General features: G+C 71.2%; 16 protein-coding genes and 1 rRNA gene. 15 read left to right on the top strand and 2 right to left on the bottom strand.

The genetic code is table 11. The features are described 5' to 3' along the window. Nucleotides 1-22: 22 nt before the first annotated feature. The 4 genes from CA984_RS01000 (at nt 23) to CA984_RS00985 (ending at nt 5096) form a co-directional block, all read left to right on the top strand. Nucleotides 23-1105, top strand: coding sequence for a sensor histidine kinase (locus CA984_RS01000; RefSeq protein WP_086566833.1), 1083 nt, complete (start codon nt 23-25; stop codon nt 1103-1105). Nucleotides 1106-1224: 119 nt separating this feature from the next. Further along, nucleotides 1225-2274 (top strand): phenylalanine--tRNA ligase subunit alpha, encoded by a 1050-nt coding sequence (gene pheS / locus CA984_RS00995; protein WP_086566980.1) that lies wholly within the window; start codon nt 1225-1227, stop codon nt 2272-2274. Continuing rightward, nucleotides 2274-4790 carry a phenylalanine--tRNA ligase subunit beta gene (gene pheT, locus CA984_RS00990; protein WP_086566830.1) on the top strand — a complete coding sequence of 839 codons (2517 nt, stop codon included), beginning with the start codon at nt 2274-2276 and terminating at the stop codon, nt 4788-4790. Before pheS ends, pheT begins: the two co-directional genes overlap by 1 nt. A gap of 60 nt (nt 4791-4850) precedes the next feature. Beyond that, complete coding sequence (locus CA984_RS00985; protein WP_086566827.1) at nt 4851-5096, top strand: hypothetical protein; 246 nt, start codon at nt 4851-4853, stop codon at nt 5094-5096. Between the two features lie 113 nt (nt 5097-5209). Here CA984_RS00985 and CA984_RS00980 read toward each other — a convergent pair whose 3' ends face one another. Beyond that, complete coding sequence (locus CA984_RS00980; RefSeq protein ID WP_242675658.1) at nt 5210-6523, bottom strand: MFS transporter; 1314 nt, start codon at nt 6521-6523, stop codon at nt 5210-5212. Between the two features lie 79 nt (nt 6524-6602). Then, entirely contained in the window at nt 6603-8264 is a 1662-nt protein-coding gene (locus CA984_RS00975; RefSeq protein ID WP_086566822.1) for a class I adenylate-forming enzyme family protein, read from the bottom strand. 268 nt (nt 8265-8532) lie between these two features. Between CA984_RS00975 and argC the strand changes: the two genes are divergently transcribed. The 11 genes from argC to CA984_RS00920 form a co-directional block, all read left to right on the top strand. Further along, nucleotides 8533-9555 carry an N-acetyl-gamma-glutamyl-phosphate reductase gene (argC, locus tag CA984_RS00970; RefSeq protein WP_086566819.1) on the top strand — a complete coding sequence of 341 codons (1023 nt, stop codon included), beginning with the start codon at nt 8533-8535 and terminating at the stop codon, nt 9553-9555. Further along, on the top strand, nt 9552-10706 hold the full coding sequence (argJ, locus tag CA984_RS00965; RefSeq protein WP_086566817.1) for a bifunctional glutamate N-acetyltransferase/amino-acid acetyltransferase ArgJ: 1155 nt from the start codon (nt 9552-9554) through the stop codon (nt 10704-10706). Before argC ends, argJ begins: the two co-directional genes overlap by 4 nt. Further along, nucleotides 10703-11671, top strand: a complete 969-nt coding sequence (argB, locus tag CA984_RS00960) for an acetylglutamate kinase (RefSeq protein ID WP_086566814.1) — start codon at nt 10703-10705, stop codon at nt 11669-11671. The genes argJ and argB overlap by 4 nt, the downstream gene beginning before the upstream one ends. A 56-nt stretch (nt 11672-11727) precedes the next feature. Next, nucleotides 11728-12876, top strand: a complete 1149-nt coding sequence (locus CA984_RS00955) for an acetylornithine transaminase (RefSeq protein ID WP_242675665.1) — start codon at nt 11728-11730, stop codon at nt 12874-12876. After that, entirely contained in the window at nt 12869-13879 is a 1011-nt protein-coding gene (gene argF / locus CA984_RS00950) for an ornithine carbamoyltransferase (protein WP_086566811.1), read from the top strand. The genes CA984_RS00955 and argF overlap by 8 nt, the downstream gene beginning before the upstream one ends. Continuing rightward, nucleotides 13879-14382, top strand: a complete 504-nt coding sequence (locus CA984_RS00945; protein ID WP_086566808.1) for an arginine repressor — start codon at nt 13879-13881, stop codon at nt 14380-14382. Before argF ends, CA984_RS00945 begins: the two co-directional genes overlap by 1 nt. Nucleotides 14383-14450: 68 nt before the next feature. Continuing rightward, a complete protein-coding gene (locus tag CA984_RS00940; RefSeq protein WP_086566976.1) occupies nt 14451-15650 on the top strand; it encodes an argininosuccinate synthase in 1200 nt (399 codons plus the stop codon). A gap of 41 nt (nt 15651-15691) precedes the next feature. Continuing rightward, the gene (gene argH / locus CA984_RS00935; protein WP_207620625.1) at nt 15692-17110 is read left to right on the top strand and encodes an argininosuccinate lyase; all 1419 of its coding nucleotides are present in this window, start codon (nt 15692-15694) and stop codon (nt 17108-17110) included. Continuing rightward, entirely contained in the window at nt 17110-17796 is a 687-nt protein-coding gene (locus CA984_RS00930) for a DNA-3-methyladenine glycosylase (protein WP_086566805.1), read from the top strand. The genes argH and CA984_RS00930 overlap by 1 nt, the downstream gene beginning before the upstream one ends. 125 nt (nt 17797-17921) lie before the next feature. Next, complete coding sequence (tyrS, locus tag CA984_RS00925) at nt 17922-19190, top strand: tyrosine--tRNA ligase (protein ID WP_086566802.1); 1269 nt, start codon at nt 17922-17924, stop codon at nt 19188-19190. 697 nt (nt 19191-19887) lie between these two features. Next, nucleotides 19888-20105 (top strand): 16S ribosomal RNA (locus CA984_RS00920); the annotation flags it as partial.

Raw genomic sequence — 20105 nt, 5'->3', positions numbered from 1 at the left:
GTAGCGTCGAGGAGGCGGGGTCGTGCACGGCGAACACACCGACGAGCGGAGCGCTGATTCCGCCTGTGTGATCGACGTGGACGACCTCCCCGACGGCCTCGTCGTGACCGACCGGGACGGCCACGTGCTGACCGTCAACCGGGCCGCGACCCGCCTGACCGGGGTCACCCGCGACCAGGCCGCCGGACGGCACCTGCGCGACGTGTTCTCCTTCCGCGACCATGACGGGCGCGACTGGTGGAAGTGGTTCGACACCTACGGCGGGCTGCCCACCCGCAGCCGCCAGCCCGAGCTCCCGCTGCGCACCCCCGGCGGCCAGGAGATGCTCGTGGCCGCCCGCCTGGTGCGCAGGCCCGCGCGGGGCGGCGAGGTCGTCCGGGTGGTCATCACGCTCCGGGACGCCGGCGCCCGCGCCCGCCTGGAGCGCAGCCGCGCCGACCTGGTCTCCACCGTCGCCCACGAGCTCCGCTCCCCGCTGACCAGCGTCAAGGGCTTCACCGCGACCCTGCTGGCCAAGTGGACCCGTTTCACCGACAACCAGAAGCTCGTCATGCTGGAGACGGTCAACGCCGACGCCGACCGGGTGACCCGGCTGATCACCGAGCTGCTCGACGTGTCCCGCATCGAGTCCGGGCGGCTGGAGATCCACCGCCAGGTGGTCGACATCCCGGCGAGGGCCCGCAAGATCATCGCCGGCCGGGTCGCGGCGGGGGAGCCGGAGGATCGTTTCCGGCTGGAGGTGGACGGCGAACTGCCCGAGACCTGGCTCGACCAGGACAAGATCGACCAGGTGCTGGCGAACCTGATGGAAAACGCGGTGCGTCACGGGCGCGGTACGGTGACAATAGCCATCGAGCCGAACGAGTGGGGAGTGACCGTGTCCGTCCGTGACCAGGGAGAGGGCATCCCCCCTGAGCTGGCCACGCGCGTGTTCCGGCAGTTCTGGCGGGGCAACGCCCGTCGCCGTGGTGGCACCGGGCTCGGCCTGTTCATCGTCAAGGGACTGATCGAGGCCCATGGCGGCACCATCTCCGTGCAGCGGGGGCCCGAGGGCGGGGCCGAGTTCCGATTTATGGTGCCCACCGGCACCCCCGACTTCGCCTGAGCGCGGATGCAGGCCCGGTGGGCTTCCCCGACTAGACTCGTTGCCGCTCAAGCCCTGGATACGGAGCTCTCTTGTCTAACTACGACCCGGTTGAGGTGACCCCGCTGCACGCCGATGAGATGGCGCGCATGCAGGCCGACGCGCTCGACGCCATCACGGCGGCGCGCGACCTCGACGAACTCAAGCAGGTACGGCTCGCACACGCCGGTGACCGCTCGCCGATCGCCCTGGCCAACCGCGAGATCGGCGCGCTGCCCCCGGCGGCCCGCGCCGAGGCGGGCAAGCGCATCGGCGGCGCCCGCAAGGCCGTCGCCGACGCTCTCGTCCGGCGCCAGGCCGAGCTGGAGGCCGAGCGTGACGAGAGGGTCCTCGTCGAGGAGACCGTCGACGTCACGCTGCCCGCCGACCGTGCCCCGCGCGGCGCCCGGCATCCCCTGACCACCCTGCAGGAGCGCATCGCCGACGCGTTCGTCGCGATGGGCTACGAGGTGGCCGAGGGGCCCGAGCTGGAAGGCGAGTGGTTCAACTTCGACGCGCTGAACATCTCTCCCGACCACCCGGCGCGCTCGGAGCACGACACCTTCTTCGTGGAGTCCGTGGAGTCCGGGAAGGTGCTGCGCACGCAGACCTCGCCGGTGCAGATCCGGGCCCTGCTCAGCCGCCGGCTCCCGGTCTACGTGATCTCTCCCGGCAAGGTCTTCCGCACCGACGAGCTCGACGCCACCCACACCCCGGTCTTCCACCAGGTCGAGGGGCTGGCGATCGACGAGGGCCTGACCATGGCCCACCTCAAGGGCACCCTGGACCGTTTCGCCGAGGTCATGTTCGGCGAGGGCATCACCACCAGGTTCCGGCCCAACTACTTCCCCTTCACCGAGCCGTCCGCCGAGATGGACCTGAAGTGCTTCGTCTGCCGGGGCGCCTCCGCGGTGCCGGGCAACCCGCCCTGCCGCACCTGCAAGTCCGAGGGCTGGATCGAGTGGGGCGGCTGCGGCATGGTCAACCCGCGGGTGCTCATCGCCTGCGGCGTCGACCCGGGCCGCTACAGCGGCTTCGCCTTCGGGATGGGCATCGAGCGCACGCTGATGTTCCGTCACAACGTCGAGGACATGCGCGACATGGTCGAGGGAGACGTCCGCTTCACGCTCCCGTTCGGAATGGAGATCTGATGAAGGCCCCGCTTTCATGGCTGCGGGAGTACGTCGATCTCCCCGCCGTCACCGCGCACGAGATCGCCGACAGGCTCACCGCCGCCGGGCTCAAGCTGGAGGCCGTCACCTCCTACGGCTACGACGTCAAGAACGTGGTCGTCGGCGAGGTGCTGGCCATCGAGGAACTGCAGGGCTTCAAGAAGCCCATCCGGCACTGCCAGGTCGAGGTGGGGGAGGCCGCGCCGCGTGAGATCGTCTGCGGCGCCACCAACTTCGCGGTCGGCGACCGGGTGCCGGTCGTGCTGCCGGGGGGCGTGCTGCCCGGCGGGTTCGAGGTCGGCGCCCGCAAGACCTACGGCCGGATGTCCGAGGGCATGATCTGCTCGGAGCGCGAGCTCGGCCTGAGTGACGAGCACGCCGGCATCATGGTGCTGGCCGAGGGCACCCCGATCGGGGCCGACGTGGTCGAGCTGCTCGGCCTGCGCGACGACGTGATCGAGATGGAGATCACCCCGGACATCGGCTACGCGCTGTCGATCCGCGGCGTGGCCCGCGAGGCGGCCATCGCCTTCGGCTCGGCGTTCCTCGACCCGGCCGACGTCTCCCCGCCCACCGAGGCGGGCCCGTCCTACCCGGCCTCCATCGCCGACCCGACCGCCTGCGACCGCTTCGTGCTGCGCGAGGTCCACGGCTTCGACCCGTCGGCGCGGAGCCCGCTGTGGATGCGGACCCGGCTCACGCGGGCCGGCGTCCGCCCGGTCTCGCTGGCCGTCGACGTCACCAACTACGTGATGCTGGAGACGGGCCAGCCCCTGCACGCCTTCGACGCCGCGAAGCTGACCGGTGAGATCGTGGTGCGCCGGGCCGAGCCCGGCGAGACGCTGGAGACGCTCGACCACGTCGTCCGCAAGCTCGACCCGGAAGACATCCTGATCACCGACGGGTCGGGCGCGATCTCGATGGCCGGGACCATGGGCGGCCTGCACACCGAGATCTCCGACGCCTCCACCGACATCGTGATCGAGGCCGCGCACTTCTCCGCCAGCGGCATCGCGCGCGAGTCCCGCCGCCACAACCTGGTCAGTGAGGCCTCCAAGCGCTTCGAGCGGGGCGTGGACCGGGAGCTGCCGCTGTACGCCTCCTGGCGCGCGGCCCAGCTCCTGGCCGAGCTCGGCGGCGGCACGATCCAGCCGGGCGTGACCCACGCCGAGGTCGAGGTCGAGCCGGTCCGCATCTCCATCCCGAGCGGCCACCCCGGCAGGGTCGCCGGGGTCGGCTACGACCGCGAGACCGTGATCCGCCACCTGGAGCAGGTCGGCTGCACGGTGGTCGCGGGCACGGTCGTCCCCGCCGACGAGCTCGCCGCCAAGCTGGCGGTGACCGGCGACGACATGCTGACGGTCACCCCGCCCTCGTGGCGGCCCGACCTGACCGACCCGAACGACCTCGCCGAGGAGGTCATCCGGCTCGAAGGCTACGAGAACCTGCCCTCGATCCTGCCGGCCGCCCCGGCGGGCGCCGGTCTCAGCGAGAGCCAGCGGCTGCGCCGCCGGGTGGGCCGGGCGCTGGCCGCCTCCGGCTACGTCGAGGTCCTGGCCTACCCGTTCGTCGGGGAGCGTGACTTCGACAACCTGCAGCTGCCCGCCGACGACGCGCGCCGCCGTGCCGTACGGCTGGCCAACCCCCTCAGCGAGGACGAGCCGCTGATGCGGACCACGCTGCTGCCGGGTCTGCTCAAGACACTGGTCCGCAACGTCGGCCGGGGCTTCGGCGACGCGGCGCTGTTCGAGATGGGCCTGGTCTACCGGCCCTCGCAGGGCGCGCCCGCGACCGCGCCGGTGCTCGGGGTGGACCGCAGGCCGACCGAGGAGGAGCTCGCCTCCATCGAGGCCGCGCTGCCCGCCCAGCCGCTGCGGGTGGGCGCCGTGCTGGCCGGGGAGTTCGAACGGTCCGGCTGGTGGGGCAAGGGACGCGCGGGCACCTGGGCGGACGCCGTCGAGGCGGCCCGCACGGTGGCCCGGGAGGCCGGGGTCACCCTCGACGTCCGCGCCGACCGGCACGAGCCCTGGCACCCGGGCCGCTGCGCGGCGCTGTACGCCGGGGACGTGCTCGTCGGTCACGCCGGTGAGCTGCACCCGCGCGTCATCGAGGCGTACGGCCTGCCCGCGCGGACCAGCGCGATGGAGCTGGAGCTGTCCCGGCTGGAGTCGCCGTCGGCCGGTCCGGTGGCGGCGCCCGTGATCTCCGCCTACCCGGTCGCCACGCAGGACGTCGCGCTCATCGTCGACGCCGCCACCCCGGTGGCCGCGGTGGAGGCGGCGCTGCGCGAGGGGGCGGGCGACCTGCTGGAGTCGGTCCGGCTGTTCGACGTCTACACCGGGGCCCAGGCAGGAGAGGGCCGCAAGTCCCTGGCCTACTCCCTGCGGTTCCGGGCGCCGGACCGGACGCTGACCGCCGAGGAGGCCAGCGCGGCCCGCGACGCGGCCGTGGCGCTCGCCGGAGAGCGCACCGGAGCCCAGCTCCGCGGCGTCTGATCCACAGCGGCGGAGGCCCCGGCGGTCCTGCCGCCGGGGCCTTCACCTTCGGGAGGGACGTTGAGACACCTGCTGGTCTTCGCCGATCGCGGCGACGCGGAAGAGGTCGCGGAGACCGTGGCCGAGGAGTTTCCGCGGATGGGCACGCCCGCCGTCGTACGGGAGACCCTCGCGGGCGAGGACGACGCCGAGGACGCCCAGTGGGTCGTGGTCGTCGAGGACCCCGACGGGGTGCTGGAGACGGATCACCTGGCACGGCTGGAGGCGCTGGCGGAGGAGTACGAGGGCTGGCGCGAGGCCGGCTGAGACCCGGACCCGCAGAGCCGCCCGGTCTCCCCGGCGGAGGGCCGGCCGTTCCGGAGCGCCGGAGTGGCCGGAGGTCCGCGGGGAGCAGCCTGGGGCGTTCCGGCGGGCGGCCGTCAGGTCTCGGCCCCCGCGAGGGCCTCGCGACGGGCGCGCTCCCTGGTCGCGTGCTCGTCGGTGCGGGCGTCGTAGTCGCGGAACCTGGGCAGCAGCCCGGCCATCGCGACCACCGCGCCGATGCACAGCAGGCCGCCCGCGCCCAGGGAGAAGCGGGTCCCGCCGAGCTGGCCCATCAGGCTCGCCCTGGCGTTGCCCAGCATCGGGCCGCTGGTGTACGAGAGCAGCTCGATGCCCGCGAGGCGGCCACGGAACTCGTCCGGGATGGTCTGGTTCCAGATGGTGGAGCGGAAGACGCCGCTGATCATGTCGGCCGCCCCGGCCAGGGCCAGGCAGACGAAGATGCCCCAGACGGTGGGCATGACGGCCGCCAGCGCCACCGCGCCGCCCCACCCGATCGCCGCCACGATGACCCCCAGGCCGTGGCGGTGGACGTGACTGGTCCAGCCCGAGGTGACCGAGGCGATCAGCGAGCCGACGGCCGAGGCGGAGAAGAACAGGCCCTGCGCCTCGGGGACGCCGAGCTCGTCGGCGAGGAACGGGTACAGCGCGGTGGAGAACGCGAAGATCATCGCGGCGATGTCCACCAGGTAGGTGCCCATCAGGTCCGGGCGGCCCACGGCGTAGCGGACGCCCTCGACCAGCGCCCTGATCGACGCCGGGGGAGCGTCCTCGGACTGCGGCGGGGCCTTCACCAGCCAGAGCAGGGCCAGGGAGAACAGGAAGGTCGCCACGTTGACGCCGTAGGCGGCGGCGAAACCGAACCAGATGACGATCAGGCCGCTGAGGCCGGGAGCCACGATGGCGCCGAGGTTCCAGCGGAAGCTGGTCAGCGCGGCGGTCGCGGTGAGCTGGTCGTGCCTGACCACGCGCGGCATCAGCGACTCCAGGCTCGGCCGCTGCAGGCTGCCGAGGCCCGCGGAGAGCGCGCCGACCACGTACAGCACCCAGATCTGCGGCTCCGGCAGCATCGCGTTGACCATCAGGACCACGACCGTGACGCAGAGCCCCGCCTCGGTGTAGAGGATGATCTTCCGCCGGTCCAGCGCGTCCGCGATCGCCCCGCCCCAGAGCCCGCACACCACCATGGGCACGAATTCCGCCACGCTGACCAGGCCGACCGCCAGGTAGGAGCCGTGGGTGAGCTCCTTCATCTGCAGCGGGACCGCGACCAGGGTGAGAAAGGTGCCGAACATCGTGACCAGTCCCGAGCCGAAGAGCAGCCGGAAGTCACGGGAGTCGCGCAGGGGGCCCAGGTCCATCTTCAGCCGGCGGACCAGCGTTCTGAGCGATCGGTCAGGAGTTTCAGGCACGGTCAATCAGTCTCGGCGGTGACCTGCGCCAAGGCAAACGATTTTACGCCGCTCACCGCAGGTCACCGCCGATCCCGCGTCAGGAGCCCAGGACCTCCTTGCGGAGGTGGGTCTTGAGGATCTTGCCGCCGGGGTTGCGGGGGAGCTCGGTCTCGCGGACCCAGAACCGGACCGGGATCTTGAACGCCGCGATCCGCTCGCGCAGGAAGGCCTGCAGCTCCTCGGCGCTCGCCGGGGACGCCAGCCGTACCACCGCGCCGACCTCCTCGCCGAGCTCGTCGTGGGGGATGCCGATCACCGCGACGTCGTCCACCGCCGGATGTTCGAACAGCGCGGCCTCGACTTCGGCGCAGTAGACGTTCTCGCCGCCGCGGATGACCATGTCCTTGGCCCGGTCCACGATGAACACGAAGCCCTCCTCGTCCACCCGCGCCAGGTCGCCGGTGTGCAGCCAGCCGCCGATGAAGGTCTCGGCGGTGGCCTCGGGGCGGTTCCAGTAGCCGAGGATCACGTTCGGGCCGCGCAGGCAGAGCTCTCCCACCTCGCCGGCCGGGAGCTCGTCGCCGAGCGGGTCGGAGATCTTCACCTCGACCACGGGCATCGGCAGGCCGATGCTGTCGGGCTTGGCCAGGTAGTCCACGCCGGCGTTGTTGATGGTGAGCGCGGTGGTCTCGGTCAGACCGTAGCCGTTGGAGGGGGAGCGGCTGGGCAGCAGTTCGGTGATGCGCTCCAGCAGCTTCGGCGGGGCCGGGGCGCCGCCGTACCCGAGGGAGTTGAGGCTGGAGATGTCATGCTTGTCCAGATCGGGGTGGGACAGGAGCTGCCACACGTTGGTGGGCACGCCGCTGAACGTGGTGACCTTCTCGCGCTCGATCAGCTCCAGGGCCCGCCCGGCGTCCCATTTGTACATCAGCACCAGGCCGCCGCCGGTGAACATGGTGGTGGTCATCACCGCGAAGCAGCCGGTGACGTGGAAGAGCGGCACGGTGAGCAGGGTGACGCGGCGCTGCCCGGCCGACTCCGCCGGGTCCTTGCCCGCCCGGACCACGCTGCGCAGCAGGCTGTAGGCCACGGTCATGGGGGACTGGCCGAGGTTGCGGTGGCTGCCGAGGGCGCCCTTGGGGCGGCCGGTGGTGCCCGAGGTGTAGAAGATCGTGGCCGGGTCCTCCGGGGACAGCTCGACCGCCGGCAGCGTCACGTCGGCCTCGACGGCGCCCAGCACGTCCTCGAACGAGCGGGCGCCCTCGGGCGCCTCGCCCCGGGCCACGATCAGCGACTGCGCCAGGCCGCCGATCCTGGCGGCGCGCTCGCCGTCGGCGATCAGCACCTTGGCCCCCGAGTCCGACAGCCCGAACTCCAGCTCCTGAGCAGTCCACCAGGCGTTGAGCGGTACGGCCACCGCCCCGGCGGCCAGCGTGGCGGAGAACGCGACCACCCACTCGGGGTAGTTGCGCATGGCGATGGCGATCCGGTCGCCCTTGACCACGCCGTAGTCCTCCACCAGGCGCCGTGCCAGCGTCGCCGCCCGCCGGAAGTGCTCCTCGTAGGTGATGTGCTCGTCCTCGTACGTCAGGAAGACCTTGTCGCCGTGGAACCGGCTCATCTCGAGGAGCGCGCGGAAGTGGCCGGGCGCGTGTTTCCACGTCCTGACGGCACCGCCGTGGCCGGTGACCTCCTCCATCTCGAAAAGCTGCCCTGGACCGGTGAGCTGGGCCTGGACCTGGTCATGGGTGACAGTCATGTGTTCGTACTCCCCGGGGGCGGAGGGACCGGAAACGTAACGATACCGACCGGTAGGTACGGGCAACAGTGCCGAAACATCACCGACCTCAAGGACGCATGATCATACATGGTGAAATATGGTTATTTGTACAGCTCTGGGCCCTTTGTCTTATCCGGCTGACCCGGCGCCGACGCATCGGCTAGTTGCATGACAATCCTGGAAGATGCATAATCTCTCTAGTAAGTCCATAAGCAAAAGCGTATGAATATGCAGTGTTGGGGGACGGATGAGAGCGGCGATCGCCGGTGCAAGCGGCTATGCCGGAGGCGAGTTGCTACGCCTGCTGCTGTCCCACCCCGAGATCGAGATCGGCGCGCTGACGGCGGGCTCCAACGCGGGCACCGCCCTCGGCGCCCACCAGCCGCACCTGGCCCCGCTGGCCGACCGGATCCTGCTGGACACCGCGGCCGACACCCTCGGCGGCCACGACCTCGTCTTCCTCGCCCTCCCGCACGGCCAGTCCGCGGCCGTCGCCGAGCAGCTCGGCGACGACACCCTCGTCGTCGACTGCGGCGCCGACTTCCGCCTCACCGACCCCGCGGCCTGGGAGCACTTCTACGGCGGCGTCCACGCGGGCGCCTGGCCGTACGGGCTGCCCGAGCTGCCCGGCCTGCGTGACGGGCTCCGCGCCACCAGGAGGATCGCCGTTCCCGGGTGCTACCCGACGGCCGTCACCCTGGCGCTGTTCCCCGCCTTCGCCGCCGGCCTGGCCGAGCCCGACGTGGTCGTGGTCGCCGCCACCGGCACCAGCGGGGCGGGCAAGTCGCTCAAGCCGAACCTGCTGGGCAGCGAGGTGATGGGCTCGGTCAGCGCCTACGGCGTCGGCGGCGTCCACCGGCACACCCCCGAGATGGAGCAGAACCTCTCCCCCCTGGCGGGTGAGCCGGTGAAGGTCTCCTTCACCCCCATGCTGGCTCCCATGAGCCGCGGCATCCTCGCCACCTGCACGGCGCCCGCCAAGTCCGGCGTCACCGCGCAGGTCCTGCGCGAGGCCTACGAGAACGCGACCAAGGACGAGCCGTTCCTGCGGCTGCTGCCACCGGGGCAGTGGCCCGCGACCTCGATGACCCTCGGCGCCAACACCGCCGCCCTCCAGGTGACCCTGGACGAGCGCACCGGCCGCGTCGTCGCCGTCATCGCCATCGACAACCTGACCAAGGGCACCGCGGGAGGCGCGATCCAGAGCGCCAACCTCGCCCTCGGCCTGCCAGAAGAACTCGGCCTTCCTCTCAATGGAGTTGCCCCATGAGTGTGACCGCCCCCCTCGGCTTCCGGGCATCGGGTGTCGTCGCCGGAATCAAATCCGGCGGCGCCCGCGACCTGGCGCTCGTCGTCAACGACGGCCCGTCGCGCGCCGCGGCGGGTGTCTTCACCCGTAACCGCGTCAAGGCCGCGCCGGTGCTCTGGTCCCAGCAGGTGCTGGCCGGAGGCCGGATCCACGCGGTCGTCCTCAACTCCGGCGGCGCCAACGCCTGCACCGGCCCGCTGGGCTTCCAGGACACCCACGCCACAGCAGAGAAGGTCGCCGGGGCGCTCGGCGAGTCGGCGGGCGAGATCGCGGTCTGCTCCACCGGCCTGATCGGCGAGCGGCTGCCGATGGAGGCGCTGCTGGGCGGGGTGGACCTCGCGGTCTCCCAGATCAGCAGGGACGGCGGCCTGGCCGCCGCCGACGCCATCCGCACCACCGACACCGTCTCGAAGATCTCCTTCAGGCGCGGCGAGGGCGGCTACATGGTCGGCGGCATGGCCAAGGGAGCGGGCATGCTCGCCCCCGCCCTGGCCACCATGCTCTGCGTGATCACCACCGACGCCGACGTGCCCGCCGAGCAGCTCGACGCGGTGCTCCGCAGGGCGACCGCCGTCACCTTCGACCGGCTCGACGCCGACGGCTGCATGTCCACCAACGACACCGTCCTGCTGCTGGCCAGCGGCGCCTCCGGCGTCACCCCGGACCTCGCCGAGTTCGAGCAGACGGTCCGCGCGGTCTGCGCCGATCTCGCCCGCCAGCTCCTGGTGGACGCGGAGGGCGCGACCAAGGCGATCGCCATCGAGGTCGTCGGCGCGGCGTCGGAGGAGGACGCCGTCGTGGTCGGCCGTACCGTCTCCCGCTCGAACCTCCTCAAGTGCGCCATCCACGGCGAGGACCCCAACTGGGGCCGGGTGCTGTCGGCGGTCGGCACCACCGACGCCGTCTTCGAGGCCGACCGGCTCAACGTGGCCATCAACGGCGTCTGGATCTGCAGGGGCGGAGCGGCCGGGGACGACCGCTCCAAGGTGGACCTGCGCCCCCGCGACGTGACGATCACCGTCGACCTGTCGGCGGGCCCGCACTCGGCGACGGTCCACACCACGGACCTCACCGCGGCCTACGTCCACGAGAACTCGGCGTACTCCTCATGAAGACCGGCGACGCCCTGGCCAAGGCGCACACGCTGATCGAGGCGCTGCCCTGGCTCGCCCGCTTCAACGGCGCGACCGTCGTCATCAAGTACGGCGGCAACGCGATGACCGAGGAGCACCTGCGGGAGAAGTTCGCCGCCGACGTCGTCTTCCTGCGCTACGCCGGGCTCAAGCCGGTGATCGTGCACGGCGGCGGACCGCAGATCAACGCCCAGCTCGACAGGCTCGGCATCGAGTCCACCTTCACCGCCGGGCTCCGGGTCACCACCCCCGAGGCCATGCAGGTGGTCAGGATGGTCCTGGTCGGCCAGGTCAACCGGGACGTGGTCGGCCTGGTCAACCGGCACGGGCCGTTCGCCATCGGCATGTCGGGCGAGGACGCTCACCTGTTCACCGCCGTCCGCAAGCACGCCGTCGTCGACGGAGCCCAGGTGGACATCGGCCAGGTCGGCGACATCGTCAACGTCGAGGCCGGAGCCGTGCAGGCGCTGCTGGACGACGGGCGGATCCCGGTGATCTCCTCGATCGCGCGCAGCGACGACGGCACCGTCTACAACGTCAACGCCGACACCGCCGCCGCCGCGGTCGCGGTGGCGCTCCAGGCGTCCAAACTGATCGTCCTGACCGACGTCGAGGGCCTCTACCGCGACTGGCGCCCCGACGCCGGGGACGGCGGCAACGAGGTCATCAGGCAGCTGTCGGCCACGGAGCTCGACAAGCTCCTGCCCGGCCTGTCCAGCGGCATGGTGCCCAAGATGGAGGCGTGCCTGACCGCCGTCCGGGGAGGCGTGCCGCAGGCGCACGTGCTCGACGGCAGGGTGCCCCACTCGGTGCTGCTGGAGATCTTCACCGACGAGGGCATCGGAACCATGGTGCTGCCGGACGTCGCGAAGGCGCCGGCCGTGCCGAACCTGGTCAACCGGCGGCTGACCGCCACCATCCAGCTGAACGGGAGCGACAAGTGAGCCTGTACGAACGTCCCGTCGCGGACGCGCTCAGCAAGCGCTTCGAGGCCGCCTTCATGCCGAACTACGGCGTGCCCCCGGTGGCGCTGGCGCGCGGCGAGGGATCGAGGGTCTGGGACGTCGACGGCCGGGAGTACCTCGACCTGATCGGCGGCATCGCCGTCAGCTCGCTCGGCCACGCCCACCCGGCGCTGGTGGCGGCCGTCTCCAGGCAGGTGGCCACGCTCGCGCACACCAGCAACCTGTTCCTGCACGAGCCGGAGGTGCTGCTCGCAGAACGGCTCCTCGGCCTGCTCGGCGCCCCGGCCAGGGTCTTCCTCACCAACTCGGGCACCGAGGCCAACGAGGCCGCGCTCAAGCTGGCCATCAAGTACGGCAAGACGAACGGCCGCGGCTACTTCGTGGCCGCCGAGAACGCCTTCCACGGCCGGACCCTCGGCGCGCTCTCGCTGACCGGCAAACCGTCCATCCGCGACCAGTTCGGCCCGTTCCCGGTGGACGTCCGCTTCGTCCCCTACGGCGACGCCGACGCGCTGAAGAACGCGGTCACCGCCGAGTGCGCCGCGGTCTTCCTGGAGCCCACCCAGGGCGAGGCCGGAGTCGTGCCTCCGCCCGACGGTTACCTCAAGGCCGCCAGGGAGATCTGCGACGCGACCGGCGCGCTGCTGGTCGCCGACGAGATCCAGTCCGCGATCGGCCGCACCGGCCACTGGTTCGCCCACCAGCACGACGGCGTCCTGCCCGACATCCTGACCCTGGCCAAGGGCCTCGGCGGCGGCATGCCGATCGGGGCCTGCGTCGGCCTCGGCCCGGCGGGCACGATCTTCGCCAAGGGCGACCACGGCTCCACCTTCGGGGGCAACCCCGTCTCGGCCGCCGCCGCGCTCGCCGTACTCGACACCATCGACGGGGACGGCCTGCTGGAGCACGTCCGCACGGCCGGCGCGCAGCTCGCCGAGGGCATCGCCGCGATCGACCACCCGCTGCTGGCGGGCGTGCGCGGCAGGGGCCTGTGGCTGGCCATCGTGCTGACCGCCGACCGCTCCGCGCAGGTCCAGACGGCGGCCCAGAACGCCGGCTTCCTGGTCAACGCCCTCCAGCCCAGCGCGGTACGGCTCGCGCCCCCGCTGGTGATCACCTCCGGGCAGATCGCCGCCTTCGTGGCCGCGCTCCCCGCCATCCTTGACGAGGCCGCTGATGACTGACCACCGTGCGGACGCCGCGCGCACCAGGCACTTCCTCCGGGACGACGACCTGTCGCCCGCTGAGCAGGCCGAGGTGCTCGACCTGGCCGAGGCGATGAAGAAGGACCGGCACGGCTACCGGCCCTTCGACGGCCCGCAGACGGTCGCGGTGCTCTTCGACAAGCCGTCCACCCGGACCCGGATCTCCTTCGCCGTCGGCATCGCCGAGCTCGGCGGCCTACCACTGATCATCGACGCCGGATCCTCGCAGATGGGCCGGGGCGAGTCCATCGAGGACACCGCCCGAGTCCTGGAGCGCCAGGTCGGCGCCATCGTGTGGCGGACCGCGGGACAGGAGAGGATCGAGGCCATGGCCTCCGCGTCCTCGGTGCCCGTGGTCAACGCGCTCACCGACGAGTTCCACCCCTGCCAGATCCTCGCCGACCTGCAGACCGTCAGGGAGCACTTCGGCAAGACCGCCGGGCTCACCCTGACCTACCTCGGAGACGGCGCCAACAACATGGCCCACTCCTACCTGCTCGGCGGAGCCCTCGCCGGCATGCACGTGCGGATCGCCGCCCCACCCGGCTACCAGCCGGACCCGGAGATCATGCGGCAGGCCGGCCGGCTCGCCGCGGAGACCGGCGGATCGGTCGCCGCGCTGCCCGACCCGGCCGCGGCCGCCGCCGACGCGGACGTGATCGCCACCGACACCTGGGTCTCGATGGGCCAGGACGGCAAGGAGCAGCGGATCGCCGACCTGACGCCCTACCAGGTCAACGCCGCGCTGATGAGCCACGCGGCTCCCGGCGCGATCGTGCTGCACTGCCTGCCCGCCTACCGGGACCTGGAGATCTCCGCCGACGTGCTCGACGGCCCGCGGAGCCTGGTGTGGGACCAGGCCGAGAACCGGCTGCACGCCCAGAAGGCCCTGCTGCACTGGCTGGTCTCGGCCACCCGGAGCGCGGAGAGCGCCGGCGGGCGTGGCACGCTTGGCATGAGGCCCGCGGAAGAGGCCACCTGATGATTCCCATGACCAAGGTCGCCCGCCAGGCGCGGATCGCCGAGCTCCTGGAGCGCCAGCCGGTCCGCTCCCAGCCCGACCTCGCCAAGCTCCTGCTGGAGAGCGGGGTGGAGGTCACCCAGGCCACCCTCTCCCGTGATCTGGACGAGCTCGGCGCGCTCAAGCTGCGCGCCGAGGACGGTTCCCTGGTCTACGCCCTGCCCGGCGAGGGCGGCGGCCGGATCCCGCTGGCCAGGCTCGGCTCCGGGGAGTCCCCGGCCGCCCGGCTGGGCCGCCTCGCCGAGGAACTGCTCGTCTCCGCCGAGGCGTCCGCCAACCTGGTGATCGTCCGCACGCCGCCGGGGGCCGCCCAGTTCCTCGCCTCCGCCATCGACCACGCCGACTGGAAGTCCATCCTCGGCACGGTCGCCGGAGACGACACGATCCTCGTCATCAGCCGGGACCCGATGGGGGGAGAAGCGGTCGCCGAGGCCCTGCTCCGGCACGCCGACCGACGTATCTAGCCCGCGACGGCGGGCCACCCCAGCTCCACCCGAACATCTGTGACGCGAAGACTTTGGAGAAACTGATCATGAACGACCGGGTCGTACTCGCCTTCTCAGGCGGCCTCGACACCTCCGTCGCCATTCCCTTCCTCGCCGAGAAGACCGGCGCCGAGGTCATCGCCGTGGCCGTCGACGTCGGCCAGGGCGGCGAGGACATGGAGGCCATCCGGAAGCGGGCCATCGACTGCGGCGCCGTCGAGTCCGTCGTCGTGGACGCCCGTGAGGAGTTCGCCTCCGACTTCTGCGTGCCCGCCCTGCAGGCCAACGCCCTCTACATGGACCGCTACCCGCTGGTCTCCGCGCTGTCGCGGCCGCTGATCGTCAAGCACCTGGCCGCCGCGGCCAAGGAGTTCGGCGGCACCCACGTCTCCCACGGCTGCACCGGCAAGGGCAACGACCAGGTCCGGTTCGAGGCCGGCCTGGCCGCGCTCTTCCCCGAGCTCAAGGTCATCGCCCCCGCCCGCGACTACGCGTGGACCCGGGACAAGGCGATCGCCTACGCCGAGGAGAAGAACCTCCCGATCGAGACCAGCAAGAAGAACCCCTACTCGATCGACCAGAACATCTGGGGCAGGGCCGTCGAGACCGGCTTCCTGGAGGACATCTGGAACGGCCCCATCGAGGACGTCTACTCCTACACCGCCGACCCGGCCGAGCCGCGCGAGGCCGACGAGGTCATCATCAGCTTCGTCAAGGGCGTCCCGGTGGCGCTGGACGGGCGGCACCTGACCCCGTTCCAGATCATCGCCGAGCTCAACCGGCGCGCCGGCGCCCAGGGCGTCGGCCGGCTCGACATGGTCGAGGACCGGCTCGTCGGCATCAAGTCCCGTGAGGTCTACGAGGCGCCCGGCGCCATCGCGCTGATCACCGCGCACATGGAGCTGGAGAACGTCACCGTCGAGCGCGACCTCGCGCGGTTCAAGCGGTCGGTGGACCAGCGCTGGGGCGAGCTCGTCTACGACGGCCTCTGGTTCTCCCCGCTCAAGAAGGCCCTGGACGTCTTCATCGCCGAGGCCCAGCAGCACGTCACCGGTGAGATCCGGATGACCCTGCACGGCGGCCGGGCCACGGTCACCGGCCGGCGCTCCGAGGCCTCGCTGTACGACTTCAACCTCGCCACCTACGACACCGGCGACACTTTCGACCAGTCGCTCGCCAAGGGCTTCGTCGAGCTGTGGAGCCTGCCCTCCAAGATCGCGTCCGCCCGGGACGCCCGACTGGTCTGAGTGGGCTATGGTCGCGGATTGAACTGGGAGGGAGAACAACGGTGACTGATGGTGGTAAGCCGATGCGGCTGTGGGGCGGCCGGTTCGAGGGAGGTCCGGCCGACGCGCTGACCAGGCTCTCGGTGAGCGTGCACTTCGACTGGCGGCTCGTGCCGTACGACCTGCTCGCCTCGCGCGCGCACGCCCGGGTGCTGCACCGCGCCGGGCTGCTCACGGAGGAGGAGCTGGGGCGCATGATCGGCGCCCTGGACGACCTGGAGCGGGCCTGCAAGGCGGGTGAGTTCCGGCCGACCGTGGCCGACGAGGACGTCCACACCGCGCTGGAGCGCGGCCTGCTGGAGCGCCTCGGCACGCTCGGCGGCAAGCTCCGCGCCGGGCGCAGCCGCAACGACCAGGTGGCCACCGACCTCCGGCTCTACCTTCGCGACCACGTCAGGCACATCGTGTCCCGGCTGGTCGAGCTGGAGACCGCGCTGATGAGCCAGGCCGAGGAGCACGCCGAGACGGCCGCCCCCGGCATGACCCACCTGCAGCACGCCCAGCCGGTCTCCTTCGGCCACCAGCTCCTGGCCCACGTGCACGCCTTCGCCCGCGACATCGAGCGGCTGCGTGACTGGGACAGGCGGGCGGCTGTCTCGCCGCTCGGTTCGGGCGCGCTGGCCGGATCGTCGCTGCCGCTGGACCCGCAGGCCGTGGCCAGGGAGCTCGGCTTCGACTCGGCCGCGCCCAACTCGATGGACGCGGTCGCCGACCGTGACTTCGCCGCCGAGTTCCTGTTCGACGCGGCGATGATCGGCATGCACCTGTCGCGGCTGGGCGAGGAGATCGTCCTGTGGGCCTCGCAGGAGTTCCGCTGGATCGAGATGGACGACGCCTACTCCACCGGCTCGTCGATCATGCCGCAGAAGAAGAACCCGGACGTCGCCGAGCTCGCACGGGGCAAGAGCGGCCGTCTCATCGGCAACCTCATGTCGCTGCTGACGACGCTCAAGGGCCTGCCGCTGACCTACAACCGTGACCTGCAAGAGGACAAGGAGCCGGTGTTCGACTCCGTCGACACCCTGCTGCTGGTCCTCCCGGCCGTGGCCGGCCTGGTCGCCACCATGCGCGTCAACACCGCCAAGATGGAGGCCTCTGCCCCCGACGGGTTCGCGCTGGCCACCGACCTGGCCGAGCTCCTGGTCCGCAGGGGCGTCCCGTTCCGCGAGGCGCACGAGGCGGTCGGCCACCTGGTGGTCTGGTGCCAGGTCAACGACAAGGACTTCGACGAGCTCACCGACGAGGAGCTGGCCAAGGTCTCGCCGCACTTCACGCCCGACTCGCGCGAGGTCCTCTCGGTGCCGGGCGCGCTGGCGGCCCGCAAGGCGCACGGCGGCACGGCACCCGACAGGGTCCGCGACCAGCTCGCCGAGCTGCGCGAGACCGTCGACGCCCAGGCGGCCTGGGCGAGCGGCAACTGATGCGGGCCGGCGGACCCGGCGAGCCGGTGCTCACCGGGTCCGTGCCCCTGACACGGGAGTTCTTCGACCGGCCCGGCCACGAGGTCGCCCCGGACCTCCTGGGGCGGGTGCTCGTGCACGGACCGGTCTCGGTCCGCATCACCGAGGTCGAGGCGTACGGCGTGCCCGGGGAGGACCCCGCTTCCCACACCTACCGGGGCCGGACGCCGCGCAACGCGGTGATGTTCGGGCCGCCGGGGCACCTGTACGTCTACTTCACCTACGGCATGCACTTCTGCGCCAACATCGTCTGCCTCCCCGAAGGGGTGGGCTCGGGCGTGCTGCTCCGAGCCGGCGAGGTGGTCTCCGGCGCCGAGGTGGCCCGCACCCGCCGGACGGCGGGTGCGAGCCGTACCGTCGCCGCGCGTGACCTCGCACGCGGACCCGCCCGCCTGGCGGTGGCACTCGACTTCACCCGGGAGCACGACGGGCTCGACGTCTGCCCGCCCGGCCCGGCCGGCGCGCCCGCTCCGGCAGGCCCGCCCGGTCCGGCCGGCGTGCTGGGCGGCGATCCTCCCGGGGCCGAGGCGATCCGGTCGGGGCCTCGCACCGGGGTCTCGTCGGCCCGGGAGATCCCCTGGCGCTTCTGGATCGACGGAGACCCCACGGTCTCGCCGTACCGGCCACACGTCCCGCGCCGCCGGTAGATCCTTCGGCAGGACATGCTTGTCCTGCCGGTCACCGGGGAGATTCCGGGTGGCGGGCGGTGCCGGGATCGGGCAGGCTGTACGGGAGCGGTATATGTCCCTTCGAACATTGGAAAGCAAGGATCGTGACCGACATCCTCGATGAGCTCGAATGGCGCGACGTCATCGCGCAGACCACCGATGCCGACGCGCTGCGCACGGCACTCGCCGAGGGGCCGATCACGGTTTATGCGGGCTTCGACCCGACCGCTCCGTCGCTGCACGCCGGCAACCTGGCCACGCTGCTGATCCTCACCCGCTTCCAGCGGGCGGGGCACCGCCCGATCGGCCTGGTCGGCGGGGCCACCGGTCTCATCGGCGACCCCAGCGGCCGCAGCACCGAGCGGTCGCTGAACTCCTCCGAGGTCGTCGCGGAATGGGTCGCGCGGATCCGCGTCCAGGTGGAGAAGTTCCTCTCCTTCGACGACGGGCCCACCGGCGCGACCCTGGTCAGCAACCTCGACTGGACCTCGGAGATGTCGGCGATCGACTTCCTGCGCGACGTCGGCAAGCACTTCCCGGTCAACCGCATGCTCGCCCGGGAGTCGGTGTCCGCGCGTCTGGGCGGCGACGGGCTCAGCTACACCGAGTTCAGCTACCAGATCCTGCAGGCCAACGACTACCTGGAGCTCTACCGCCGGCACGGCTGCACGCTCCAGCTCGGCGGCAGCGACCAGTGGGGCAACATCACCGCCGGCGTCGACCTGATCCGCCGGGTGGAGGGCACGCACACCCACGCCCTGACCGGCAAGCTGATCACCAAGGCGGACGGCACCAAGTTCGGCAAGACCGCCGGCGGCGCCGTCTGGCTCGACCCGGCCCTGACCTCGCCGTACGCGTTCTACCAGTACTGGCTGAACGCCGACGACCGGGACGTCGTCCGCTTCCTCAAGGTGTTCACCTTCCGCACCCAGGACGAGATCGCCGAGCTGGAGAAGGCCGTCGCCGACCGTCCGGCGGCCCGTGAGGCGCAGCGGACACTGGCCGAGGACGTCACGACCCTCGTTCACGGAGCCGACGAGCTGGCACGGGTGGTGGCGGCGTCGAGGGCGCTGTTCGGCCAGGGCTCGCTGGAGGAGCTGGACGCCCGGACGCTCGGCTCGGCACTGGCCGAGGTGCCGCGCGCCGAGGTCTCCGCGGTGGGGGCCTCGTTCGTCGATCTGCTGGCCGAGAGCGGACTGGTGGAGTCGAAGTCCGCCGCCCGCCGCGCGGTCAAGGAGGGCGGCGCGTACCTCAACAACGTGAAGATCACCGATGAGGCCTACGTGCCGTCGGCCGGTGATCTGCTGCACGGCCGCTTCCTGGTGCTGCGCCGCGGCAAGCGCTCCATCGGCGGTGTCGAGGTCACCGCCTGACGCCTGCGTACGGCCGGCGTCCGGGTATGCGTGGTCTCCGGTACGCACGGCTGACCGCGGTACCGACGTCGTGATCCGCGTGACGAGCGCCCCGGCTCCGGCCGGGGCGCTCGTCGTCTGTTTCTGTAACGTTCGGGTAGCGAAGAGCGCGGATCGAGCCGCGAGTCGCCGGTGACCTGCAGGTTCCCCCGGAGGGGTTGATTTGACGAGGCTCCGGGGGCCGCCTAATGTTCTCAATGCCCCGGGAGCGAGCCGGACGCCGAATCCGGCGGACGGGCCCCAGGGCCGACTCCCACTGAACGAGCCTGAGCCTTCGGTGTCCGCTCAAACCCTTGAAAACCAGGGGGTTTGACGAGCTCCAGATGGCAGGGTAAGTTTAGAGGGTTGCCCTTGAGAAGGGGTAGTCAAAATCTTAACCAAGCTTGACCGGATTGTGGCAAGTGGCTCGAAATGAGCGGTTTGACACGAAAACGGCAGGCGAGCTAAGATCGAAATAACGAATGGAACGCCCCGGACGCCGGGCCAGTTGGCCGGGAAGATGGAGAACGCGTCCGTTTCTTGAGAACTCAACAGTGTGTTAAAAGCCAGTGCATGAAGCACAACCCCGTCCAACCCRCCTTCGGTGGGGGACGGATTCCTTTGGTTGATACATCCGACGCGAGTCGGGTGCTTTCAGTCGGGAAAACCTTTCAAACATTGTTTGGAGAGTTTGATCCTGGCTCAGGACGAACGCTGGCGGCGTGCTTAACACATGCAAGTCGAGCGGAAAGGCCCTTCGGGGTACTCGAGCGGCGAACGGGTGAGTAACACGTGAGTAACCTGCCCCCGACTCTGGGATAAGCCCGGGAAACTGGGTCTAATACCGGATACGACCACTTCCCGCATGGGATGGTGGTGGAAAGTCTTTTCGGTTGG

This window comes from Streptosporangium minutum (genome assembly GCF_002149035.1).
Taxonomy (GTDB): Bacteria; Actinomycetota; Actinomycetes; order Streptosporangiales; family Streptosporangiaceae; genus Streptosporangium; species Streptosporangium minutum.
The sequence above is the reverse complement of the archived record's forward strand: the minus strand, read 5'-3'. Positions and strand labels throughout refer to the sequence as shown.